This window comes from Staphylococcus gallinarum, from assembly GCF_029774255.1.
GTDB lineage: Bacteria > Bacillota > Bacilli > Staphylococcales > Staphylococcaceae > Staphylococcus > Staphylococcus gallinarum.
The window spans coordinates 1280940-1304178 of sequence record NZ_CP069082.1 but is presented as its reverse complement, the minus strand read 5'-3'; the positions used below and the strand labels follow the sequence as shown (position 1 = coordinate 1304178).

The 23239-nt window shown below is 29.1% G+C and carries 30 protein-coding genes, 3 pseudogenes and 1 other annotated feature; of the genes and pseudogenes, 3 read left to right on the top strand and 30 right to left on the bottom strand.

All coding sequences use genetic code 11. The annotated features are described in order from the left end of the window. Positions 1–7 precede the first annotated feature (7 nt). From obgE to JN168_RS06065, 8 genes are all read right to left on the bottom strand, one after another. Positions 8–1300, bottom strand: coding sequence for a GTPase ObgE (obgE, locus tag JN168_RS06100; protein ID WP_042738497.1), 1293 nt, complete (start codon positions 1298–1300; stop codon positions 8–10). Positions 1301–1430: 130 nt separating this feature from the next. Further along, the gene (gene rpmA, locus JN168_RS06095; protein ID WP_042738496.1) at positions 1431–1715 is read right to left on the bottom strand and encodes a 50S ribosomal protein L27; all 285 of its coding nucleotides are present in this window, start codon (positions 1713–1715) and stop codon (positions 1431–1433) included. An 11-nt stretch (positions 1716–1726) separates the two neighbouring features. After that, positions 1727–2047 carry a ribosomal-processing cysteine protease Prp gene (locus JN168_RS06090; protein ID WP_042738495.1) on the bottom strand — a complete coding sequence of 107 codons (321 nt, stop codon included), beginning with the start codon at positions 2045–2047 and terminating at the stop codon, positions 1727–1729. 2 nt (positions 2048–2049) lie between these two features. Beyond that, positions 2050–2358 (bottom strand): 50S ribosomal protein L21, encoded by a 309-nt coding sequence (gene rplU / locus JN168_RS06085; RefSeq protein ID WP_042738494.1) that lies wholly within the window; start codon positions 2356–2358, stop codon positions 2050–2052. A 12-nt stretch (positions 2359–2370) separates the two neighbouring features. Then, positions 2371–2444: a sequence feature (ribosomal protein L21 leader region), on the bottom strand. Positions 2445–2479: 35 nt separating this feature from the next. Next, entirely contained in the window at positions 2480–2998 is a 519-nt protein-coding gene (gene mreD / locus JN168_RS06080; protein WP_042738493.1) for a rod shape-determining protein MreD, read from the bottom strand. Beyond that, positions 2998–3840, bottom strand: coding sequence for a rod shape-determining protein MreC (gene mreC / locus JN168_RS06075; protein WP_229367264.1), 843 nt, complete (start codon positions 3838–3840; stop codon positions 2998–3000). Before mreC ends, mreD begins: the two co-directional genes overlap by 1 nt. A 281-nt stretch (positions 3841–4121) precedes the next feature. Beyond that, positions 4122–4274: a hypothetical protein gene (locus JN168_RS06070; RefSeq protein ID WP_107527229.1), complete on the bottom strand. Its 153-nt coding sequence runs from the start codon at positions 4272–4274 to the stop codon at positions 4122–4124. Positions 4275–4343: 69 nt separating this feature from the next. Beyond that, positions 4344–4805, bottom strand: a complete 462-nt coding sequence (locus tag JN168_RS06065; protein ID WP_042738491.1) for a DUF4930 family protein — start codon at positions 4803–4805, stop codon at positions 4344–4346. Between the two features lie 150 nt (positions 4806–4955). On the opposite strand from JN168_RS06065, the gene JN168_RS06060 reads away from it, so the two are divergent. Then, the gene (locus tag JN168_RS06060; RefSeq protein WP_082039180.1) at positions 4956–5135 is read left to right on the top strand and encodes a hypothetical protein; all 180 of its coding nucleotides are present in this window, start codon (positions 4956–4958) and stop codon (positions 5133–5135) included. Positions 5136–5341: 206 nt separating this feature from the next. Here JN168_RS06060 and JN168_RS06055 read toward each other — a convergent pair whose 3' ends face one another. Together JN168_RS06055 and radC are read right to left on the bottom strand one after the other, a co-directional pair. After that, positions 5342–5623, bottom strand: a complete 282-nt coding sequence (locus JN168_RS06055; protein WP_279526236.1) for a hypothetical protein — start codon at positions 5621–5623, stop codon at positions 5342–5344. Between the two features lie 204 nt (positions 5624–5827). Continuing rightward, positions 5828–6505: a RadC family protein gene (gene radC, locus JN168_RS06050; protein ID WP_042738489.1), complete on the bottom strand. Its 678-nt coding sequence runs from the start codon at positions 6503–6505 to the stop codon at positions 5828–5830. Positions 6506–6969: 464 nt separating this feature from the next. On the opposite strand from radC, the gene JN168_RS06045 reads away from it, so the two are divergent. Further along, on the top strand, positions 6970–7422 hold the full coding sequence (locus tag JN168_RS06045) for a 2-thiouracil desulfurase family protein (protein ID WP_232138609.1): 453 nt from the start codon (positions 6970–6972) through the stop codon (positions 7420–7422). A 427-nt stretch (positions 7423–7849) separates the two neighbouring features. Here JN168_RS06045 and JN168_RS06040 read toward each other — a convergent pair. From JN168_RS06040 to JN168_RS05990, 11 genes and pseudogenes are all read right to left on the bottom strand, one after another. Next, positions 7850–8110, bottom strand: a pseudogene (locus JN168_RS06040) (VOC family protein); the annotation flags it as partial. 79 nt (positions 8111–8189) lie between these two features. Beyond that, the gene (locus tag JN168_RS06035) at positions 8190–8378 is read right to left on the bottom strand and encodes a hypothetical protein (protein ID WP_232138608.1); all 189 of its coding nucleotides are present in this window, start codon (positions 8376–8378) and stop codon (positions 8190–8192) included. A 15-nt stretch (positions 8379–8393) separates the two neighbouring features. After that, positions 8394–8906 (bottom strand): hypothetical protein, encoded by a 513-nt coding sequence (locus JN168_RS06030; RefSeq protein WP_232155049.1) that lies wholly within the window; start codon positions 8904–8906, stop codon positions 8394–8396. A gap of 92 nt (positions 8907–8998) precedes the next feature. After that, a complete protein-coding gene (locus tag JN168_RS06025; RefSeq protein WP_279526235.1) occupies positions 8999–9250 on the bottom strand; it encodes a hypothetical protein in 252 nt (83 codons plus the stop codon). A gap of 371 nt (positions 9251–9621) precedes the next feature. Continuing rightward, positions 9622–9833 (bottom strand): annotated as a pseudogene (locus JN168_RS06020) (hypothetical protein). A gap of 15 nt (positions 9834–9848) precedes the next feature. After that, positions 9849–10076: a DUF2089 domain-containing protein gene (locus JN168_RS06015; protein ID WP_229367270.1), complete on the bottom strand. Its 228-nt coding sequence runs from the start codon at positions 10074–10076 to the stop codon at positions 9849–9851. 278 nt (positions 10077–10354) lie between these two features. Beyond that, a complete protein-coding gene (locus JN168_RS06010) occupies positions 10355–10519 on the bottom strand; it encodes a hypothetical protein (protein ID WP_229367271.1) in 165 nt (54 codons plus the stop codon). Positions 10520–11120: 601 nt separating this feature from the next. Beyond that, positions 11121–11369, bottom strand: coding sequence for a hypothetical protein (locus tag JN168_RS06005; protein ID WP_229367272.1), 249 nt, complete (start codon positions 11367–11369; stop codon positions 11121–11123). A gap of 1181 nt (positions 11370–12550) precedes the next feature. After that, positions 12551–12778: pseudogene (gene elxI1 / locus JN168_RS06000) on the bottom strand (epilancin biosynthesis-related protein ElxI1); the annotation flags it as partial. A 5-nt stretch (positions 12779–12783) separates the two neighbouring features. Further along, positions 12784–13005: a VraH family peptide resistance protein gene (locus JN168_RS05995; RefSeq protein ID WP_042738486.1), complete on the bottom strand. Its 222-nt coding sequence runs from the start codon at positions 13003–13005 to the stop codon at positions 12784–12786. Between the two features lie 406 nt (positions 13006–13411). Continuing rightward, positions 13412–13921, bottom strand: coding sequence for a MepB family protein (locus JN168_RS05990; RefSeq protein WP_232155052.1), 510 nt, complete (start codon positions 13919–13921; stop codon positions 13412–13414). A 314-nt stretch (positions 13922–14235) separates the two neighbouring features. Here JN168_RS05990 and JN168_RS05985 point away from each other — a divergent pair, with 314 nt between their 5' ends. Then, a complete protein-coding gene (locus JN168_RS05985) occupies positions 14236–14715 on the top strand; it encodes a GNAT family N-acetyltransferase (protein WP_042738484.1) in 480 nt (159 codons plus the stop codon). A 40-nt stretch (positions 14716–14755) separates the two neighbouring features. Here JN168_RS05985 and JN168_RS14005 read toward each other — a convergent pair whose 3' ends face one another. The 9 genes from JN168_RS14005 to JN168_RS05945 all read right to left on the bottom strand — a co-directional run bounded on the left by JN168_RS14005 (position 14756) and on the right by JN168_RS05945 (position 23166). Next, entirely contained in the window at positions 14756–15454 is a 699-nt protein-coding gene (locus JN168_RS14005) for a prepilin peptidase (protein WP_411841324.1), read from the bottom strand. Between the two features lie 123 nt (positions 15455–15577). Further along, a complete protein-coding gene (locus JN168_RS05980; RefSeq protein WP_042738483.1) occupies positions 15578–15934 on the bottom strand; it encodes an MmcQ/YjbR family DNA-binding protein in 357 nt (118 codons plus the stop codon). A 29-nt stretch (positions 15935–15963) separates the two neighbouring features. Beyond that, the gene (locus JN168_RS05975; RefSeq protein ID WP_232155053.1) at positions 15964–16449 is read right to left on the bottom strand and encodes a DinB family protein; all 486 of its coding nucleotides are present in this window, start codon (positions 16447–16449) and stop codon (positions 15964–15966) included. Between the two features lie 87 nt (positions 16450–16536). Beyond that, positions 16537–16947, bottom strand: coding sequence for a GNAT family N-acetyltransferase (locus tag JN168_RS05970; RefSeq protein ID WP_232155054.1), 411 nt, complete (start codon positions 16945–16947; stop codon positions 16537–16539). A gap of 14 nt (positions 16948–16961) precedes the next feature. Then, positions 16962–17102 carry a hypothetical protein gene (locus JN168_RS05965; protein ID WP_158001719.1) on the bottom strand — a complete coding sequence of 47 codons (141 nt, stop codon included), beginning with the start codon at positions 17100–17102 and terminating at the stop codon, positions 16962–16964. A gap of 769 nt (positions 17103–17871) precedes the next feature. Beyond that, positions 17872–18378, bottom strand: a complete 507-nt coding sequence (locus JN168_RS05960) for a GNAT family N-acetyltransferase (RefSeq protein WP_107642482.1) — start codon at positions 18376–18378, stop codon at positions 17872–17874. Positions 18379–18457: 79 nt separating this feature from the next. After that, positions 18458–19420 carry an XcbB/CpsF family capsular polysaccharide biosynthesis protein gene (locus JN168_RS05955; protein WP_042738479.1) on the bottom strand — a complete coding sequence of 321 codons (963 nt, stop codon included), beginning with the start codon at positions 19418–19420 and terminating at the stop codon, positions 18458–18460. Positions 19421–19426: 6 nt separating this feature from the next. Further along, positions 19427–21769, bottom strand: coding sequence for a CDP-glycerol glycerophosphotransferase family protein (locus tag JN168_RS05950; protein ID WP_279526234.1), 2343 nt, complete (start codon positions 21767–21769; stop codon positions 19427–19429). A 416-nt stretch (positions 21770–22185) separates the two neighbouring features. Continuing rightward, positions 22186–23166 carry a ketoacyl-ACP synthase III gene (locus JN168_RS05945; protein ID WP_232138596.1) on the bottom strand — a complete coding sequence of 327 codons (981 nt, stop codon included), beginning with the start codon at positions 23164–23166 and terminating at the stop codon, positions 22186–22188. Positions 23167–23239 lie beyond the last annotated feature (73 nt).

The window sequence follows — 23239 nt, the reverse complement described above, 5'->3', positions numbered from 1 at the left end:
AGCACTCCTATTCAATAAATTCAAATTCTCCACCAAGAATTCTTACGATATCGCCATTTTTACAACCACGCGCTCTTAATGCATCATCGATTCCCATAGACCTCATTTGACGTGCGAATCGTCGTACTGCAGGATCACTGTTGAAATCAGTCATCTTGAACATACGTTCAATTGCTTTACCACTTACAACATATGCCGCATCATCATCTCTAGTAATTGTGAACTTATCTTGACTTGGTGTATGTTTGTATAATACCCGGTTAACACCTAAATCTTCGTCTTCTTTATTGAAATCGACATCTTTCACTTCTTCTAGTTTATCTGCGATAGCATATAATAAATGATCTATATTCTCTCTTGTAAATGTTGAAATTGCAATGATTTCCACACTGTCATCATCGACTTGTTCTTTAAACAATTGTAAATTATCTTCAGCATCCGGCATATCCATTTTATTTGCCACAACAATTTGAGGTCTATCTTCCAAACGTTGTTCATATGCTTTCAGCTCGTCATTAATGACCTTGTAGTCTTCGAAAGGATCACGCCCTTCTGAACCACTCATATCAATCATATGAACAATTACTTTTGTACGTTCAACGTGTTTTAAAAATTGATGACCTAAGCCTACACCTTCAGCCGCACCTTCAATTAAACCTGGTAAGTCTGCTAATACAAAGCTTCTTTGGTCCTTTGTAGAAACTACACCTAAATTAGGTTTAATCGTTGTGAAATGATACGCACCAATTTTCGGTTTTGCTTTAGACACAATAGATAATAATGTAGATTTACCAACACTTGGAAATCCAACTAAACCGACATCTGCTAATAATTTCAACTCTAGCGTTACTTCGATCTCTTCACCTGGTTCACCATTTTCACTAAAGTCCGGTGCTGGGTTTCTTGGAGAAGCGAAACGTGAATTACCACGTCCGCCGCGGCCACCTTTAGCCACAACAGCTTGTTGACCATCTTCTACCAAATCCGCTAATACTTCTTCAGTTTCAACACTTTTAACAATTGTACCAGGTGGAACCTTTAATACTAAATGCTCAGCATTTTTACCATGCATGTTACTACTTTGGCCACCTTCGCCACGTTTAGCTTTAAAATGCGTTTGATATCTAAAATCTAATAAAGTTCTTAAACCTTCATCTACCTCAAATATTATTGAAGCACCATCACCGCCGTCACCGCCTGCTGGTCCACCAAACGGAACATATTTCTCTCTACGGTATGCAGTTATACCGTTACCACCATCACCTGCTTTGAGTGATATCTTAACCTGATCGACAAACATGATTTCACCTCTTTTTCATTCATTTTATTTTTTTAATTCTTATATATTATAGCATTATCTCAAAAAACTAGAAATAAAGACAAAAAATAAACACCAGAAGTAATCACTTCTGGTGTTAACGTTGACAAAATTACTCAGCTGCTGCGTATACAGAAACTTGTTTTTTGTCGCGACCTTTGCGTTCGAATTTAACAACGCCGTCGATTTTAGCGAATAATGTATCGTCGCCACCACGACCTACATTTTCACCAGGGTAGATTTTAGTACCACGTTGACGGAATAAGATTGAACCGCCAGTAACGTATTGACCGTCAGCACGTTTAGCACCTAAACGTTTTGATTCAGAGTCACGTCCGTTTTTTGTAGAACTTACCCCTTTTTTAGATGCGAAGAATTGTAAGTTTAATTTTAACATTTGGTTGCACCTCACTTATAATTTAGTCTAATGTTTTCTTTATATTCCTCTTCAATTGTTTGTAAAGATACTAACATTGCTTGAAGAATTAATTGCGCTTGTTCATTATTGGTATCGACACTTCTAATATGAAAATGCCCGCCATCGTCATTATAATTGATATCTGGTTTCTCAGATGTCAATCCCATAATAGCATTCACACTACCAAATAGCACTGCAGATGCTCCGGCACAAACAATATCGTGACCATAGTCACCATGATCAGCATGACCATCCATAACTACGTCAGTAACTTGACCTGCATCATTCAGTGTAACATCAACTGAAATCATTATTATGCGTTGATTTTGTTGATTGTTAATTTAGTGTAAGGTTGACGATGACCTTTTTTACGTTTAGAGTCTTTACGACGTTTGTAAGTGAATACAGTGATTTTCTTACCACGACCGTGTTTTTCAACTGTAGCAGTAACAGTAGCACCTTCAACTGTTGGCGCACCAACTTTAACTGCGTCTCCACCTACGAATAAGACTTTATCAAAAGTAAATGAATCTCCTTCATTTGCTTCTAATTTCTCAACGAAGATTTCTTGACCTTCTTCAACTTTAACTTGTTTTCCACCTGTTTCAATAATAGCAAACATACTTTGCACCTCCTATAATTTAAGTCACGCCAAAGACAGGTGACAATCTTGTACTTGAACCTGAATCTGAGCGGTTGTATGTAGCTATAAACTACTCAACTACTGCATTTTAGCATCACAACTATTTACTGTCAATCTTGATTTGAACTTTTCTCAAAAATTTTGTGATTAATGGAAATACAATTAATAATAATAAAAAGTTTAATAATAATGTTGGTAAAATTCTAAATAATACAAAATCCACTAAATTAAAATGTATCAATCCTAAAGTTGCATATATGATAGCGACATAAATTTCTAGCACTAGTATTGAAGCCCAAGTAGCTATAAATAACATGACTTTGTCTCGATAAAATGATCTAAAGAAAAAATCCATCAACACAACGAGTAATATATAACCAAATAAATACAAGCCATAGAAACTTCCAAAATAAATATCCGTAATCAAACCGAGTACAGCACCTAATATCATAGCAACATTAAAACTTCTGTATACACAGATGATTAATATATACATCAATGTAAGATGTGGAACAAAAATAATATCCTTTTGTCCAATTTGCATCGGAATTACTAATCCGATTACAGTATCGATGTAAAATAGCACAATACCAATTAGAAAGTAATACAGTGAACGCATTAATTACCACCGCTTTCATTATCTGGTATTGTGGAAGGATTTCTCTTAGCAACGTATACATGATTTAAATCAGTCAAATTTGCTGCAGTTTTCACTTTGACCTCTTTAGATAAACCATATTCGTCTTTTTGAACTTTTTCCACTTCACCTATGTAAATACCGCTAGGAAGCTGATCAGCTAATCCACTTGTAACTACTTTATCTCCTTTTTTAACACTATCTTTATTATCGATATCCGTAATCACAAGTTCGTCTGTTTTTTCATCATAATTGTCTATGAGTCCAAATACATTTTTACCTTTATGTTGGATATTAACAGACAATCGGTTAGATCGTGTGTTCGTGGATATCAAATCAACCTGAGATGAAAATTGATTTACTTTAGAGATGCGCCCTACTAAACCTTCAGAAGTTAATACAGCCATGTTCTTTTCTATTCCATCTTTCGAACCTTGATTGATAACTAAGGTATTCATCCATTGATCTGGATTCCTAGATAAAACGGTGCTTGAAATAGGATCAAATTTAGAAATATCATCAATATCTAATTCCTTTTTGTATTTCTTATTCTCCCCTTCAAGCCTTTCGTTCTCCGCTTCCAATTTCTTAATTTTACTACTTTGCTCCTCGGAACTATCGCCAGAGAACAAATTCCCAATAGATCCTGTTACAAATTGAACAGGGTAACTTACTACTCTTTGCCCAAATGAGACCGAATCACCTACATATTGTTCTACAGGTGATTGCGATTGAGAGCGCAAAGATACGCCAATCAAGGCTATAAACACTATGATTGCACATAAAATAACAATCGCTTTGTTATTTTTAAAGAACTTTGACAACCTAAACACCTCTATTAACCTACTATTTTATGTTCTGATATCATTTTATATTACAAATAGCCTGAAATAAAGCGCGAACCCTAATATTGTAGAATAAAAATTTATTCCAGTTTCTATTAAACAATAAATAACATTTCAAACAACAATATCTATTAAATAGTGCCCTGAAATATTCAATATAAAACATGACTAAATTCAATAGACTTGTAATAAGACTCCCTTTAATTTTAAGCATAAAAAATACGCCTCTAACCATAGAGACGTATCAATTTATTTTGAAATTATGCTTTATCATCAGAATCTTCAGTTTCAGCTGATGCTTTTTCTTCTTTTTCATCTTCTTTATACAGTGTTTCCTCTTTACGCCAACGTGCAAACAAGTTTTGTGCTTTCGCTTGTTCGTCTGCTTTCTTTTCTTTAGATTGTTCACTCATAATTTATACACCAACCTTTAACTATTTTCATAATAAGGCTAACGCATTTCATGACAGAATTCAAACGTGTTACTCGAAACTTGACGGTGGACGTAACTCAATATGTTGTCCAAGTTTATTTAAATCTTGTTGCATCTCGATTTCTGTTTTATAAACTCTTATACTATCAGAGCCAAATTTATAAATAATAAATTGGTCACCACGTTGACCAGCTAAATATTTATCATTATATCCCATTCTGCCAATACCAGATACAGACATAAACTCCTTCTTATTAATCCAATTAAACATATTTTTAGTTTGACTAAGCGGCACGTTATTTAATAAATCATTTTCCTCTAACGTATACCTTTGCCCACCATTTAATTGACCTTCAGGTGGTGCATTTTCACTCATAGGAGGTCTATTATTATGGACAGGATTCCATTCTTGATCCTTTAAAAAAGGGGCATATTTCAATGCGAAAAACACAATTATAATTATTGCAATGACAGCTATAATATTTTTTATCAGACTAAATATAAACCGCATGAACCATCCTCCTACTTCAACATTTACATTATAAATCCATCTAACACCTTTAAACATCAGTCTATAGGTGTATTTAAAACTTTACTATAGACCGATGCAACACGCATATATTATGTAGTACAATAAGTTACAAAGGGAGTGAATATATCTATGAGTCTTATTTCAATTATTTTATTAGCGCTCTTAGTAATTCTACTATTTAGAGTTGGATTATCCTTACTAAGATTTATCATATATGTCGGTATCATCATCTTATGTATATACTTAGGCTATCAAGGTATCCTTTGGTTGATGGATAACTTTAATATGTATTTTAATTTCATAAAATAAAATTTTAGCGCTTAGTTTGACAATGGTCAATTAAGCGCTATTTTTCTTTGAAATTGTTGTTATGTGTTTAGTGAAAAAGAAATACTAACAAAATTAGTCTTAATATCATCTTGAACTTCATGCTAAACACTGAAACATGTGTGCTACTAATGCCATTACTATAGATATACTGTTTACAAAAGGTTTATATACAGCTATATTTAACACTATTTATTAATACTATTTGACAATATTTGATATGCTGCATAACTCCCACATAAGAGTAATGCCCATACAATGGCAACTATAATAGAACTACCGAGTGCCAACCATATATTAACACCAGATTGTTGTATAATCTGATATATCAATGTAACGATTAAATTACCTATGACAGCTAATATAATAGCTACACCCGTCTTTTTCCAAGTAATTTGTTGCTTATTTTTAGTTAATTGCATTACATAAATCATCGGAAACAATAAACCTATGATTAAAATTATCCCCATATTTGCAATCCTCCTCACAATTCAATTTAAGTATACCTTAATCTTTAATAACGAGAAAGATTTATCATATATACGTACATTTGAATAACAGTAAATAAAATTACATATGAAACAACCTCTTAATAAAACTTCAAATCACAAGCGAGGAACGATTAAAATTGTACAATACGCATCAAAAATAAAAATACTCAAATTAAAAATCAATTACTCAAAGTAACCCGCTTCCACCATACTTAAATAACAATGATCACCAATAATTAAATGGTCTAATACATCGATACCAATAATATCACCACACTCACGCAAACGCTCAGTCGTAATTAAGTCCTCACGAGATGGTGTGACATCCCCCGAAGGATGGTTATGCAATAATATGATTGCATTAGCGGCAATCTTAACTGCCTCAGAAAATACTTCCCGTGGATGAACTATTGATGAATTTAAGGTACCAATAAAAATCACCTGTTGCTTAAATACGATATTTTTAGAATCTAGAAACAGTACAACAAATTGCTCTTGCTTTAAATGTTCCATTTTCGCCATCATATAATTTGCAACATCCTTAGGTGAATTAATTTGAATCTTCTCTTCCACACTACCCGAATGCATACGTTCTCCCAATTCGAACGCCGCTTTTAATATCAGCGATTTATAAATACCCATTCCTTTGACTTTCTTCAAATCATTTATAGATAATGACTTTAATTCCTTTAAATTACTGACCGATTTCAATAATTCATTGGCAATATCAAGACTAGACGCACCCTTTCTTCCTGTATTAATCAATATGGCCAGTAACTCTGCGTGAGATAAGTAAGCAGCCCCTGCACTTAACATGCGTTCTCTAGGCTTTTGTGTAGTAGCTAATTCATTAAGTTTCAAATAATTAGACCTCCATTAGGAAAAATAGATGATATAAAGAAGTGATGTGTAAACAAACTAGATATTATAAAAAGATTAAATTTGATTATAGATGAACGATCTTTTTTTGAGGAATGTTATAAATTTGAAGAAATTAAAGGAGATGAAAATCAAATGCCTATCAGTGCGTGATTATAAAATAAATACATTGTGAAATTTTATTGCTGTATAAACTAATTATAACAAGTGCACAACAAATTTAAGAGAAAAATATCACTTTTAAACTTTTAACACAGTGGTAAAAGTGATTATTTTAAATTCAGATAACTATTAATTTAAAATTTCATGTATTAAAAATATGAATAACGCTATTCTATTTATGCAAAACATTGATTTAAAATTATATACTATATGTTTATAGAATCTATACTATAATGGTTAATATAAAAGCGTTTTAAAAAACAAACACCTAGGAGGTTAAACGGATGATATTAATTAGTGCATGTTTAATAGGTCAAAACGTCCGATATGATGAAACAAACAAACATGACACCAAATTAAAGGAACTCACAGATAGAGGTTTAGCAATGGCAATTTGCCCTGAAATTTTAGGTGGATTGACAATTCCAAGAAATCCTGCAGAAATCAGAGGAGGAGATGGTTTTGACGTTTTAGAAAATAAAGCTGAAATAATTGATATACAAGGTAATAATGTTACAAATGACTATTTGAATGGGGCTATGATAGCTTTAGATATTTGCCAAAAAATGGATTGTAAAACATTGATTTTAAAATCAGATAGTCCAACTTGTAGTTCACAAAATATTTATTCTGGGAACTTTAATAATACAAAAAAGCAAGGTGTCGGAGTATTTGCTGCTTTATTAATAAAAAACGGTATAAAAGTCTATGACGAAAAAAATTACATTCTCTTATAAATTACTTAATTCAAGATCGAAATCCTCGCTTAAACTTATAGATAGCCTTTTTTATATCTAAAATTTTACGATACTAATCACTAAATATATGTAACAGTCGTTTTAAATTAAGTTCAAAATAGCTAATTACGAATTCTATGAATTTCTAATGATCAAACTTTAATGAATTAGTTTGAATTTTTTACGTGTATTCCAAAATACAAGCAAAGAGGTTAATAGCATAAATAAAATAAAACATGAATCTAAATAGTCTTGTTACATTTGCATATATCCAATATAAGCTAATATAATCACTAAAATTATTTGTACACCAGATATAACCCACTTCAACACTAGTACCCTTATTAAATTTTAATCATCTAGAAAATCATATTTTCAACCAAAGAATTCAAACTTATGAATTTGATAAAGCATCGACTTTATCATTTTATACATAAAACTTCAAATAAGGTTTAACCTCTTTGTAATATTGCAATCTATCTTCTAAATTCCCAGTATGTAACTCTAGTTTATGCCCATCTAAATCTGTAAAGTATAAAGATTTCTTATCCCTAAAATCCCTATCTCTTCCTTTAAGGATATTAACATTATTTTCTTTTAACCAACTATACCAACAATCAAATTCATTATCCGATATTGTAAAAGCTATATGTGTATAGGAATATTCAATTTCATCTCTCGGAATGTTCGTTTAGTCTAATCAATCACCTATAAAATAGGAGTAATTTTAAAAGCACGCACATTATTATAAATGTACGTGCTAATCTTTATGAATCTTCAGTTTTAATATTATTATACATAATTGAAGCAATACCTAGACCAAATAATATTAATGTAAATATATAAATTGAGTAATTATTAGTATCAATAATAACCCTAAATATAATCAAGTGTATGACTGCCGCAATAAAATATACTGGTATAAAACCTTTAGACCAAAATATTGATTTCTTCATAATTCAGACCTCTTTTCACGATTTGAAACAAGATGTTGCAGCACCTGTTGCAGCACCTGAAACTCCACCAATAATAGCTCCAGCAGCAGTACCAATAACAGGGACACTTGTACCAATACCTGCTCCTGCTAGGCCACCGCCACCTGCGCCACCAGCTGTACCTAATGTACATTTAGCCCAACCTTCATTTTGTACTTTGTTATGTACTTCGATATCATATCCATTGTCAGCTTTTTTGTAAACCAAATATACAGCATTTCCATCTCTGTCTTTTGTATTTCTAGGTAGTTTCTCAGTTTTTCCATTTTTGTCAGTTAGAACTAAATTACTTTCTTTATCTTTACTAACACTAACACCCTTACCTAAATCCATATGTAATGTGCTTTCATTTTTTTGACTTAGATTTAAAGCATAATTATTCTCTTCTGCATTAGCATTATGAAATGCTGTAATATATCCAAGTAATAATACACTTATTATTGCGATAACTAAACCTTTACCTTTAACATCTTTGACAGTATTTATCATGTTGTCCTCCTCCTATTCCAAACAATATAATATCAAAAAATATGATATATTTATATACTTTATTTAATTTTTTTATATAAATTATTGTAAAATTATTTCGTTTGAATATTTACGCGCAAAAATCTATATTTTACCCATATTTTTTTAAAAAGGAAATCATTTTCACATAGGTTATTCTTTATATAATCATTTCCATCACTGATCCTATATTCCTCAATCATCAATTGTGGAGTATTCATTCCTCTGGATGTATTAACTGATACAGTACAAATTATACCTAAATACAATAAATCTGGAGCTGTTGTAACCTCAAGCTTTTCCGCTTCTTTCAAGAAAAACTTCACACAATCTACACCTTGTATTTGTATTTTCAAAGTATTACCTGTCTTTCCTATTAACTTTAAGTTTTCTTAGCGTACAACAAAGTTCTTTAGATAGATTAATGGTTTATCTATACCATTACACCACATATCTTTATTAAGCCCTAATTTATTTAAAACTTCGACATCTAAATAATTCTCCCATTGAAAATCGACCTCGTACTCAACATTAGAAAAATCTATATCAACTAACTCCGCTTCGATAACATTCATCTAATAAAAGTATCAAGGCCTTTTTCAAAATACTCACCCTTATATTATTAATTTAAATCTTTTCGTTTCATTTTTTCTAATTCATTTTCAGATTTTTTCTCATTTGCTTTTTGCGCTTCTAATCATTGACCTAATAAAAATAATAAGGCTATTACAGTTAATATCAGTGTAGGTATGAGTCCTAATTTAATTATCCCTGTATTATACATATAGATGCTTACAATGATTAAAACTATAGGCAATATAACAAGCCTATTATTTTATTCCCTGTTCTAGACAAGAAATATTGTAAAGCTAAAATAGCTGCATAAATTAACACTGGTAAAAAACTCATTATAAATTCAAAAGTTCATTCTCCTTTTTCATTTTTATGTAATTTCAATAGGTGTTTAGCATCATCTAAATCTAATTTATCTTCAACAGCCAACTTCCGAATAAAGTTAACAATTGAATCTACATCATTTTCTTGAGTTGTCTCGACTTTTTTTATAACTATATTAAGTCTATTTCTAACAGTTGGATAAGACACCTCATAAAAAGAAGCTAATCCTTTTAAAGAGCTTGGAATATAATACAAAATTCTTGATACACTCCAAACCTTCATTTTCTAAGTTGTTTAACCATTTTGGTTGATTTCACGATCCACTAATCACCACTCCTCATATATAAAACAGCACATTTTTAAACATTATGTATTTACATTTTGTGTAATTTAAAAATTCAAATGCATAAAAAAAGACTTAATCGACGTGATTAAGCCTTCCAATATTTGATAATACAACATATTTCATTAACTCAGTTTAAATAATTTTATTAATACAATACGGTTCACAAAAGTTGAAAATAATCCCACTCTTATTTAACGTTTCTCAACTTTCTTTTTTTATCCATATCAACAGTTGTTCCTATTAAAGATCCAACCACAACTGAAATTGCAATACCAGTAATTAATCCGTGTGAGTAACAAAAACCTAACGATAAAATCAACATATATGGGATCCAACTAATATACTTTACCATCTAACCCCTCCCTTATGCATAAGTAAAGTTATTTTGCATTCTTTGATTGCAATTTATAGTAACTGAGTACACCAGATATTAATATAAATAAAAATATCTTCATTTGATTCATTCCTTAAAATCATTTATGATTATTTGCTTTAATTGAAAAATATTATATAAAAGCCAAATACACCACAACATAAAACAATATATATCAATGTATCAGCGCATTTATAATTATAAAAACACTGACGATGAGCATCATTATCTGTATAGAAATAATGACGAAGTGGTCTTGATAATTATTCGTAACTTTTCCGTGTTCCACTTTAGGTAACAAACATAATATGTAAACTATGACTGCGATGATTATACAAAATATTGCTGCTATTTGTTTTGGTAGCGTGTATGAAATACTACCATCACTCTTCTTTTGCATAACGATATCATTTGGCAAAAAGAAGAGCATAACTATCCAAATAAGCGCATGCGTTAATACAATCATTGATGCAACTTTTTCTTCTAATAATCTGTATTTTAAATTGATGTTAATTCTCCTGTCATTTAAGAAACTTTAAACTACATATGTACCAAATCTAAGTATTACTATACTATATAATTAATTCTTGTTACTTGGATAATTGTATCCAAATGCAAAGGATAAGATAATTAAAATAAGCCCTAAAATAATTAGACCATTTAATTCCTTATTCACAAAAATATTAATTAAACCTAAATCTCCTAAGTTGTTCCATATCCTATTATGATCTACATCAACACCGATATAATTTAAAATTAGTACTACTAGAATCACACAAAGTAGCACTGTTAACCCCACTTTAAGTCCACTTAATACACGTTTATTCAAGATTAAAACCCCTTGTAGAATACCTCATTGATGAAATTAAATTCAAAGCAATATGAATTAAGCAAATTAACTTCCTACAATATAAAAAGCAAAGATATTATGATTCTTCATATTCATATAAGGAAGTAAGTCTTTCACTTGGTCTTATTTTTATAATTTTCAGACATTTCACTTCGAAAAGCCATTTCCAATTCCAAATCAATATGTATATTCTATTTTATATTACTTAAGAGTGAATAATTAATTTCTTTTGTTTGGAAAGTCAGAAAATGTGCTATTTTGTCGGCTTTTAGCCTTTTTAATTATAATTGGATAAAATATGATTAAAAGTACAATTAATATTTTGGGTGACATACAAATACCTCCTGTATTTTCGTAAACAAATGCAATATGTTAATAACCTAACTTAATTATATAATAAATATATGTCATTTCCAATTAATTTTTAAAAGTTATAAATAGACTCTTTATTTATTCATAACATTTTTAAGTGCGACAATTAATATTTTTTAATGCTCACAAATTATTTTAATAATCGTAACCCACTATTCACTCCCATTTTTAATGAAAATGATGCTATTTCAGTATCACCTATAGTTTCATTGTTCTCAAGCCAATTATAAATCATACCCAAATTTCCAGAAACAACATATTCAACGATAAATTCTAAATGTTCATGTTTCCCTGCTCCAAGGTAGGAGCTTTTATCTAATACCTGATTAATTTATCTTGGACACGGACATACACAAGGATTAGAACATTTAATGCGAATGCAAAAAATTAATGATCTGATTATTAGCAGTCTTGAATAATTAAAAAAATAGGTTATTAGTATCAAAATATATTTATGACATACTGTTCGTGAAAATAAGTATAAACACTGAAATAGGCAATTACTAAGATTTATTAATCTAGTAGTTGCCTATCTTTATAATATCCTTGTTTATTGTTAAACATTACCAAACTATGATTTATGTCAAAATACATAATTAATTTTACATGTGATTTCATTGTTTTTTAGCTACTCAATTAATAACCCTAAATTTTTATTCGGGTTTCGCTTTTTGTGCATGTCTTGCTGCTTTTACTGCCTCTGGTGTTGTTCGATTTTCTTTAGCTTCTTGTTTTGTTTTTTCATCTCCACAGATTACATGATCTAGTTTATTTTTGAGTGCTTCATAACTATTATCATTTTTCTCTTTTTGCTTATCTTTTATCATTTCAGAAGGAATAGCAAATATAAACATTAAGATAAATAGAATTAGTGCTAAATATGGTATATTCTCTAAGAAATACCATCGTAAATGCCAATCAAACATCAAATTTGCCCAATGAATCGCATATTTAGAAAAGAGTAAAGCCATACAAAGCCACGCCATTCCATCCAATAGTTTAGTTAATTGAGTCAATTTTTTCAGTCCTTTTTATCTTTTTGTTGATTCATTGTTTCAATCTCATCAGTAATATCGTTTTCATCATCTAAAAATAGCAATAAATAAACAATAATACCAATTGGTACACCCAAAATTGGTGTCAGAAAAGTACAAGCCAATACAATAAATAGCAATAGAAAAATTAAATCTGTTATATCCCATTTCTTATTTAACAATTTTTCTTTAATATCAATTATGGTCATATATATCACCTATTCTTTTAATAAAAATATGTATGATTTTACAAATAATTTTATTAAGTAAAAGTGTTATCTCAATTAAAAAAATTTGCACTTATCACAAAATATAATATTTAATCTGTTAATCAGTTTCACAATTTAATTATAAAATAGATTAATAAGTTTTCCAATATAATAAGACATAAAAAAGCTGTAAGCCTGAGTAACTTACAGCTTTTAAACATAAATTTTTTCATTAATCATAAAACGGTATGGATAAAATTATGAATACAGATATGTTTATAAATAGAATGTCTGAGAATTAACGCAAGTAAGTTTCCCATACTTACTTACATTATTTATTTTATATTAAATATCAGAAAATTTAAATAATAGTTTTTTCAGAATATAAGTAATATTACAAAATGGCTTAACTTTCCTTGCTACCGAAGTATAAATAATTCACTTTACCTTTATCTATGCTATGTGTTAAGTCAATAAAATATGGAGATTGCCATTTTTGTGTTTTCGTTGCTGAAGTATTTAAATTTTCTTCCCATGAAGGATAAACACGAAATGCCATTTTACCTTTGGCTTTATTGGTACACAACACATTGTGTTTTGCCAATACTGCTTTCGGAAATACAAATTGGCCTTTATACTGCTCATCTAATATATTTACGATTAGCAAGTCTTTAAATTCCTCATATTGATATGGCACATTAATATTTTCTTTAGCTTTTTTCCATAAAGCTAGAAAATAGCCCCTCTTTTTAGGTGTTTTCTTTGCTAAGCGACTTTTGATAGATATTTTATTTATAGATAAATTTATTGCTTCATATTCTTTATTCCAATATTCTTCATGTATTTCCTGTATATTGAATGATGAAATAGCTCTGTCGATTTCTTTAAATAGTACAATGCTATTTAGTTCACTCACGATAACACCTCATTTCATTATTTATTTACATATACTCATTTTACTTTATCATTCATTTTACTTCACACAAGCACTATATTCGCTTTCAAAATTTACAATTTATTCTCCAAAATTAAAATATTGAAATAGTCCATTGTATTTATATACATTTATAGTTATAATTAGTATATTTTAAAAATCATGTTCATCATAGACAACTGATGCTTTAGCGTTTAAATTATCTGAATTTTCCTTCTATTTGTAAAGTATACAATTTATTCTCCAACATTATTAGCTTGAATACCATTTTTCATTTTACTTAAGGAGCGTTTTTTATGCAGTTAATCAAATATAACAATAACTATTTATCTATTATTCGAAACTTTCAATTACAACAAGATCATATTCACTTCCCAAAGTCACCTTTATATCATATAGAGAAGGCAAAAACGAATAACAATCTGCACTGTATCATGGCTTTCAACCAAAATAAACAACTTGTTTCATTCTTTGTTTTACAATACGAAAGTGAATATGCTCAACACTTTACTACTGAAAATCATTCAACGATTTTTTTTAGAGCATTTTCCACTGACAAGCGCTATTTAAGACAAGGGTATGCAAAATCATGCTTAAAGTCTTTAAATATGTATATAAAAAGGAATTATCCAAATATGCATCATATTGCATTGGTTGTGAATGAATGTAATGATGTTTCCTATAAACTTTATAAATCATTAGGATTTAAAGATACAGGTGTAGTAATTACTAAGCACAGAGTTAAGCAAAGACTTTTGCAAAAATGTCTGGATTAAAGCATTATAATCAATCGAACAATCAAACAATATTTGAGTATTAAAATATAGAGGAAATCTTGAAAAATGAAGGAACTAAGTTAGCAGTAATAAAACCAAGTAAAATATAAGGAATCAAGGGCACTTTATTGATCTTACGTCGTTGAAGCATCATTAATATCAACGTTAGCATACCTGCTATTATAAAAGTTAACTGTAATGTTAGAAAAAACATTTGAAATGGCAGTATAAATGATAGTAGAGAAAATATTAAGATGTCTCCATACCCTATTGCTTGTTTAAAAATAAAGAATAAACAATGTAAAATAGTAGATATAATCAAAAAGTTTATGAAATGCCCTTCACAAAGAAAAATGGCACAAATGATATATATTACAACAACATGTAATGGTATAGCGTAATTGTCGTAATCACAAATCGACAAAACTAATAGAAAAATGAAATTTAATAAATAAGTAGTTAAAGTGATTGGCAAATGAGAGGAAGTAAGTAGAATGCATGGCGACAGAGATAATAACTCTCCTATGATATATGTTAAACTCAATCGATGTTTGCAGCACCGCGACTTACCTTTTAATAAAATATAACTTATTATCGGAATTAAACAGTAAAAGTCTAATACTTTATTACAATAATCGCAACGGGATCTTGATTTTAAATATTTAAATGACAGCGAGTCTATATGGCACAGTTGATATAAAAAACTAAATAATATTGGACAAAGTATGAATTGATACAACAAGCTATTACCCCCTACTTTGAATATAGCATGTTGTCCTTCTTGGGTTAAGAAAATTCTCAGTTATTGAATATATCACCAAAACATATAGAAATAATTAATATTTTTATAATTACTCAACCATTAACAAGTTAAATCGAAACTATCGTCAATCCAATTAGCAATTTCATCTATTGAAGCTATTTCACTTAAGTTAATTGATACCCAATTTGACTTATCCATGTGATAGGCTTTATAAACTCCTTTTTTGCGTCTCAGTGAACCAATAAATGCTTGCTCAACTTTTATATTTAATATATCAATCTTATTATCTACACTTAATCCAATTTTATCCGCTGTAACATCCATAATTAATACAAACCATTTATTATTACTATTATGTCTACACACTGCATAATTTTTATATCTGTTCCATGGATAATCAGGATCGATTTGATATTTAGTTGCAATATAATCTAAAACTTCTATCCTCTTAACCATAATAAACCTTCTTTCTTTACTAGTTAACCCTATCTAATATTTAGAATATCCGTACTTTCCACTTCATATCCTAACAAACGTAACATGGACACAATTTGTCCTTTATGATGAAACTCATGTGTTACTGAATGTACAAATAATTGATATGCCGAATTTTCATGGCATGTGTCATCTTGTTTCCAAGGTACTTGTTTCATAACTATTTCTGATAAGTCGTGATTACTAAAATTTAATATTTGATCTACATAAGCATCAGCTTGCTCAAAGTAACTAAGAATATCATCAAAATTCAAATCATTAATTTGCTGCAATGAATATAATGGCGTATCTGTATTTCGAAGGATAAAAGAACCTAACCATGCATGATAACAACCTGCTATATGAACTAATGTGTGTTTAATGCTTTTTAATCCAATATTAAATTCCTTATTCAACTCATCAACAGTCAATTGAGAACATTGATTTAATAATATATCTCGAGTTATTTTTACCCATGCATAAACTTGTTCATTCATCATTTAACCTCCAAATTGTTTAAATGTAACTATAAAAATTAAAGACCTTCAATAAGTGTGTTATTGATGGTCTGACTTATGAAATATTTAAATTGTATTTAATTTCATGAAACCCAAACAATTATTCTGCGACACTTCAAATAATCCTGATTTTTCATAAAATTTTCTTTTGGTTTGTTCATTATCCGTTAATAATACAATTTGTCTTATATGTTGAAAGCTATTCAATACCTGATTCAATAACTCACTACCAATACCATGGCGTTGATATGCAGGTAACACAATTAAATCTTGGATATATACAATTGAAATGTCATCTGTAATCACACGTATCAATCCTATTAATTGTTCATTATCTTTAACTGTTATAAAGAAACTTGATTGATTCAGTAATGTTGTTAATGTAAATTCATCTGTTAAATAATTAAACCAACCTACAGAATGATATAATTCCTTTAATTCTTTTTCGGTCGGAACTTTATTTTGTTCATAATACATTAAATCACCCTAACCTATGTTTCTTTGGTAAATTTTTTACTGATCATTGCGCCTAAAACTATACCTATTATCGTTCCAATGGGGAACCCAAGAAATAGTGTCATTCCTAAAGCTAATACAACCATCCATGTAATCGAACCTATAACTTTCTTCATCTTCAAAACTCCTATTATTGTAATCTCTAATGTTAGATGTCATTGTAATTGCTATCAATTCGTAAATATCAACTTGAGTTAACGATTAACCAAGTCATAACTTTCACTAGAAAATATATGTAGAAAACAGCAAAAATAATAGTAATTAAAAAGTGTAGAATAGTTTTCAATACTTTAATTAAAATTGTCAAAATAAAGGCTATTATGATTATTGATGTTACGCTCATTATTTCACTCCCTAGCGCACTATTCTCTGTTGTTTTAATTATTTTAGTTATTATTACTTATCATTTTCTGCCTTTAAAATAATTAATGCTTATTTAAGCTACTATTTGCTATCAATCGAAAGTATCATAAATCATACTAGAGTTGAATATTGTTTTAACTTTTATAAATTAATGAAGAATGATATTAACTAGCTACTGAATAGTCCATAGCATATCTAAAAAATACTTCATTTAATGATTTAAATATTTAATAATAATGATATTTACAATCAGTATAATTATCGTAATTATTAAACATAATACAGGAAATAAGTTTGCCCAACTATAGCTATTCAAGCTAATACCTTCTTTTCTCTATGTCGTTGAACATCATCAACAACTTTTTTATTGATAATTTATAATATTACTAAAGTTTAATAACCAAGCATTCTATAATACTATTCATTCTATTACAGTTATTTTAATAACTTTATATTAATATTGTATATCATTATTAAATATATCGCTACAAACTTTATGGATTTCGTTATAAAATGCTATATTCATCTATCTCTAAAATAAAAAATATCATCTTTGGCTATATAACCATCATATTTTTTATCATTGATAAATCCTAATTTTTCAGCTAATTTTATTGATTTATGATTGTGTTTATCTGTTCTAATGAGCATTGTTAAATCTTTTGTGACTATACTATATATCCATTCAATAATTGATTGCATTGCTTCATAAGCATATCCGTAACCCGTTGATTCAGGGTGTAGTCGATAATATAAATTGAGTACTTTACTTTGATCTAAATGGATATTTTTAATACCTCCACTACCAATCAATTCATTTGAAGCTTTATCTAAAAATAAAAAGTAGCCGTATCCAAAATTGTTCCAATCTGCTAACCAGTACTCTATCATTAACTTAGTATCATTAATTGTATTGTGCTTACCGGCTGGAGTATATAGTGTACTGGAAATATTGGAATGGATTTCAAATAGTTCTTGCGTATACTGAAATGATGGTTTTACAATGAGTAATCTATCAGTTTCTAACATTTTAACACCTCTTACTTGTTGCTTAAATTACAACTAAACTAAAGCGCCTCAGTCATTATCACTGCGGCGCTCATTTTTATTATTTTATCAATGTTTCTCCAGAAAAAAGCATATTTAAAATTGTCATTTGTTCTGGAACGGTATTTCTTGATACCTCGGGGTGAGCTGTAATATGTGTGTCTTTCTTATTAATTAACTGTAGATTATCACCCTTTATTTCTTGAGCTTTTGCAAAGTTAAATACTACATTCTCTGAACTGATCACATATTTACTTTGATTACTCCCCTTGGCCAAATATTGATTTATTTTATTACTCAAATCTTCTTCTCTAATATGTTTTAAAAAATGTTCATCAGACACGTTATACTCTTCTGTACTAATAATCGGATCAACTGCTAAACACTTTAAATCTAGTCTTGCACCATAATTCAATGCACCCGTACCACCTTTTGAAGCCCCATATAATACAGTGTTTTCATCTGAAATATCTAGTTCCTTCTGTACTTGACGAATTGCACTGACTATATCATCTTCAAATGTGTCATTATTAACAGTATTGATATAATGCGAGCCATGAGATGCATTTAAATCCATGATACGCATGGTATTTATATTTTTCATTAAATTTCGTTCAATACCATCAAAGAATTTAGGAAACATACGTTTTGGTATTAATGAACTATCGTAATTCTGTGCGTTTGGCATGCATGTAAATAATACTAATAATTTCTCGGATTCGAATTTGTTACATTTTCTACCTTGAGGCGCATCTAATGTATAGAAAATATCATGATGCCTAATCAAATCTTTGCGCTGAAATAGTGCTTCAACGTGTGTACGCTTATAAAACTTTGAAACAGTATGTTCATGAAAATACAAAATATAATCTTGTTTAAGTAATTCAATATATTTTCCATATATTTCAGCTGAAGTTCTTGCTTTTTGTATATAATTTTCAGCATCACCTGTGTCTATCATAATACGCTTTTGATTCTTAAATGGTATCTTATCATTTAAATTGAAAATTTTATTTTCTATCATGATGATTTACCCACTTTTTTCAATATTATCCGTGAAGATATATTTTAATATATTTTCCGAACTGTTAGACTTATCATTTTTCATTAATCGACTAATCATTTGACTATAATCAATAGCACCTACACGAGTTAACTGAGTTGCTAATTTCGTTTCATTTAATGCCGCTTCAGGAAAACGGCCTACTTCATTAATATCAAAATAAAACCCAACATCTTTCTTATACTGTGAATTATCTTCTTGTAATAAGAAAATGGGTTTATTTAAATGTGCATAATCAAAAATTGTCGATGAATAATCAGTAATCATGGCAGCACATAAAATATATAACTCTTGGATATCTACAAACTCATTGTAAAAACAATGTATCCTTGCATCTAATGCATTATATTTATTTCTTAATCGTGCTTCATTCGGATGAAGTTTGACAATAATTTTATAATTTTTTGGTAGTTGATTTAATAATTCAATTAAATCAATTTGCGTTAGACTCTCTCTCTCGCCTTGTCTCCAAGTAGGACAATATAAGATATATTTTATATTTTTATCATTTGTAAATAAATATTTGCGTTGAATTCGTAGCCATTCCATTTCCGTATTGTGATTAATCAAGTATTCGTTGCGTGGAGATCCTAATTCTAATACTGTTAAATTTTCATTTTTCTCTAATTTAAAGGCAGATTTTAATAATAATGTGTTTAAATTCGAGGCAGTAATTAAATAGTCCCATTTTTTCATACGTGGAATGAATTTGTTAAGTTGCAATTGTTTTTCTTTCTTATCTCCTAAGTCGTTAACCATTTTCTTTAATGGAAATCCATGCCAAGTTTGTATAAAAACTTGATTTTTATGTTTATAAACTTTGTCTAAGGAATTTCCATTCATAAAGACATATTTACATGATCGGAAAATTTTTTTATAAATTGTACTACCGAACCGAATCGGAATGAGACCTGCATTTCTAACTTCAATATCTACTAAAGAATTAACTGAACTAACATAGATTTTTTTATTTTTGTATTGCTCTTTAATTTTTAAAGCTAAAAATTTAGGGTCACCACTAAAGTTATTACCATGGAATGATTCAATGAACACTTTGTTACTATCTGGTTCAATACCTTCCATTAATTTGCGTTCTAAGCGTTCTTTTCTAAAGTTATACATTTTTTTCATTCTATTAAAGAAGATATTATTATTTAATAATAATTTAAACATCGCTGTTTTCTTTAATTGTTCATACAAATCACGCTTTCGATCTAACTTTTGTATTTTATTGACATGAGTTCTTTTTTTCTTAAATTTATAAATTGGTAATTTATGTTCTTTTGCCTGTTTAACCTTCATTTTACTAATTTTTTTCAAGTAATCATCTGCGTAATTTTCATTAGTAAAATCAAGTTTCAAGTTTTCTATATCTTCATTTCGTTGCTCTTTCGTATACTTACCATCTAACACAGCTATTAACTTTTCACTATCTTTTTGAAAATGTTTGGTTAAAAATGATATACCATGATATTTTTCGTATATTTCTTTTAATACGTTATCATTACCTGCATATATCAAGGCTTGGTTACCAATTCCAATGGTTTCCAATATAGAGTACCCTAATGTTTCATAAGGAGATGTTGAAACATATACATAATTTAGGGGTTCCTTTTCATTAATATGCACATTATCTTGTAAGTTATAGTATGCTACTAAATTTTTATATAAATTCTCAGATGGTCCGTACCCAACAATATATAATTGAATGTCTGTCTTATATGTATTTTTCTTAATATAATTAATTAGTTTTATAACATATGAAATATCTTTAATACCATCTTCAAAACGAGACTTAATCAACAAATTGCGCTTGGTATTCGCAGGCTTACAATTTATATCGATATGTTGTGCATTTACATATTTATTAAATACTGCATCATAATTATATTTTTCTTGAAACTTTTTCTTTATTGATTCAGTGCTCACTCTGATACAATCTATTGAATCTAATGCCAAATCAATTTCGTCGTTTATGTATTCAAGTGGGCCATGTATCTCGCCTACAATTTTAATTTCTTTATTATGTTGTTTTATAATTCGTGAATATTTAAATAAATCTTCACGCGTAATGATTAAAACGTCCCCTGTCGATAATTTAGCTTCATATTGACTACTAAATATTGTGAAATTTGCTGAACTTATATCTTCATGAATAATCAGTCTTGTTATATCACTATCTTCAAATGGTTGACTGTTAAAGTACTGTACTATATGTCCTTTTTCTAAAAAGGTTTTGATTAAGTTTATATTACTTCTCGATGTGCCACCTTTAGAGAAAATATTGTATCCGAGTATGTTTATCCGCATCTGTTAAAAACTCCCCTTTAAAATTTACAATTTCTCAAGTTATAACTAATTCCCCAATTATCAATTATTATTATCGACTAATTATATAATACTATATAATATTTATTTAATCTATATAAATAAACAAAGTATAAATTTAGGTTGCCATAATTAGTTTTTATATATTTTATTTCCTAATTTATAAAAAATAAACGACATTTTTAAAATTAGTTTACATTTTTGTAAATTATACTTTAAAGAACGAAACAATATATGATTGTATAAATTTAAAAAAATGAGAAAACAAACCCATTGCCAAACATAAAACAGTAGTTAAAAAACAAGAGATAATAGGCCAACCAATCGCCCATTATCTCTCTTTAAATTCTATAAAATTGTTGTAAGTAAATGAATAAGCTAGCTAAATTTATTATTTGTTAAAGTGTCCATTTTATTAATGTTGAAGCGTAAGACAAACCTCCACCAAAACCAACTAATAAGAGTAAATCATCTTTTTTAATTTTCTCTTGTTTTACAGCTAAATCAATAGCTAAGGGTATGGTTGCTGAAGAAGTGTTACCAAAATATTGTAAACTCATTAAGGCCTTATCTAATGGTATATTGGCACGATTACAAATCGATTCAATCATACGCGCATTTGCACTATGTGGCACCAACCAATTTAACTGATCAATATTGTAATTGGCCTGCATCATAGTTTGTTCAATTATGTTAGGTATATTACCTACAGCCCATTTATATACACCACGACCATTTTGTACAATGTATTCTGGATTATCCAACGACTCATTAAACATTTCTTGTGATAAATCAGAGCAATATAGATTCAATGCTTTATCTCCATCGGAACCTGATTTACTAGTTATGAAGCTTGATGTTTCACTATCAAACTCAACTAGAAATGCACCTGCGCCATCTCCAAATAAAATACATGTACTTCTATCACTATAATCTGTAACTTTAGATAATGACTCTGCACCAATGACTAGTACCTTTTTATTTTGTTCAGATGTGATCATACCATTTGCTAAGTTTAATGCATATGTAAATCCTGCACAGGCCGCATTAATATCAATCGCACCACAATTTTTTAGACCTAATTTACTTTGAACATATGAAGCAACACTAGGTGTTTTATAATCTGGTGTCATCGTTGCATTAATTATTAAATCAACATCAGAAAGGTCTACATTATAACGTTGTTGTAGATCAAGCACTGCCTTATAACTTAAATCACTCGTGTATTCATCATCAGCTGTAATACGACGTTCAATAATACCAGTCCTTTGTTGTATCCATTCATCTGTAGTTTCAACTATTTTTTCAAAATCTGAGTTAGTCAACACCTTTTCAGGCACATAAGCACCTTGTGCCGTTATTTTTGCCATAGACTTCATATTTGCACCTACCTATATATTTTAAGTACCTCTTATTGTATAGATATTTCTTTTTAATTCAAATATAATGATA

Coding starts and splice junctions, on each gene's coding strand:
- JN168_RS06010 (WP_229367271.1), bottom strand. CDS start 10,519: ATGGTAAAGTATATTAGTTGGATCCCATATATGTTGATTTTATCGTTA.
- JN168_RS06070 (WP_107527229.1), bottom strand. CDS start 4,274: ATGAGTGAACAATCTAAAGAAAAGAAAGCAGACGAACAAGCGAAAGCA.
- JN168_RS05950 (WP_279526234.1), bottom strand. CDS start 21,769: ATGCGGATAAACATACTCGGATACAATATTTTCTCTAAAGGTGGCACA.
- JN168_RS05945 (WP_232138596.1), bottom strand. CDS start 23,166: ATGAAGTCTATGGCAAAAATAACGGCACAAGGTGCTTATGTGCCTGAA.
- JN168_RS05995 (WP_042738486.1), bottom strand. CDS start 13,005: ATGACCATAATTGATATTAAAGAAAAATTGTTAAATAAGAAATGGGAT.
- JN168_RS05955 (WP_042738479.1), bottom strand. CDS start 19,420: ATGATAGAAAATAAAATTTTCAATTTAAATGATAAGATACCATTTAAG.
- JN168_RS06065 (WP_042738491.1), bottom strand. CDS start 4,805: ATGCGGTTTATATTTAGTCTGATAAAAAATATTATAGCTGTCATTGCA.
- JN168_RS05960 (WP_107642482.1), bottom strand. CDS start 18,378: ATGTTAGAAACTGATAGATTACTCATTGTAAAACCATCATTTCAGTAT.
- JN168_RS06030 (WP_232155049.1), bottom strand. CDS start 8,906: ATGATAAATACTGTCAAAGATGTTAAAGGTAAAGGTTTAGTTATCGCA.
- rplU (WP_042738494.1), bottom strand. CDS start 2,358: ATGTTTGCTATTATTGAAACAGGTGGAAAACAAGTTAAAGTTGAAGAA.
- rpmA (WP_042738496.1), bottom strand. CDS start 1,715: ATGTTAAAATTAAACTTACAATTCTTCGCATCTAAAAAAGGGGTAAGT.
- JN168_RS06090 (WP_042738495.1), bottom strand. CDS start 2,047: ATGATTTCAGTTGATGTTACACTGAATGATGCAGGTCAAGTTACTGAC.
- JN168_RS05985 (WP_042738484.1), top strand. CDS start 14,236: ATGCAGTTAATCAAATATAACAATAACTATTTATCTATTATTCGAAAC.
- JN168_RS06045 (WP_232138609.1), top strand. CDS start 6,970: ATGATATTAATTAGTGCATGTTTAATAGGTCAAAACGTCCGATATGAT.
- JN168_RS05965 (WP_158001719.1), bottom strand. CDS start 17,102: ATGAAGAAAGTTATAGGTTCGATTACATGGATGGTTGTATTAGCTTTA.
- JN168_RS05970 (WP_232155054.1), bottom strand. CDS start 16,947: ATGTATTATGAACAAAATAAAGTTCCGACCGAAAAAGAATTAAAGGAA.
- JN168_RS06035 (WP_232138608.1), bottom strand. CDS start 8,378: ATGAAGAAATCAATATTTTGGTCTAAAGGTTTTATACCAGTATATTTT.
- JN168_RS05975 (WP_232155053.1), bottom strand. CDS start 16,449: ATGAATGAACAAGTTTATGCATGGGTAAAAATAACTCGAGATATATTA.
- mreD (WP_042738493.1), bottom strand. CDS start 2,998: ATGCGTTCACTGTATTACTTTCTAATTGGTATTGTGCTATTTTACATC.
- JN168_RS06060 (WP_082039180.1), top strand. CDS start 4,956: ATGAGTCTTATTTCAATTATTTTATTAGCGCTCTTAGTAATTCTACTA.
- obgE (WP_042738497.1), bottom strand. CDS start 1,300: ATGTTTGTCGATCAGGTTAAGATATCACTCAAAGCAGGTGATGGTGGT.
- JN168_RS05980 (WP_042738483.1), bottom strand. CDS start 15,934: ATGGTTAAGAGGATAGAAGTTTTAGATTATATTGCAACTAAATATCAA.
- JN168_RS06055 (WP_279526236.1), bottom strand. CDS start 5,623: ATGGGGATAATTTTAATCATAGGTTTATTGTTTCCGATGATTTATGTA.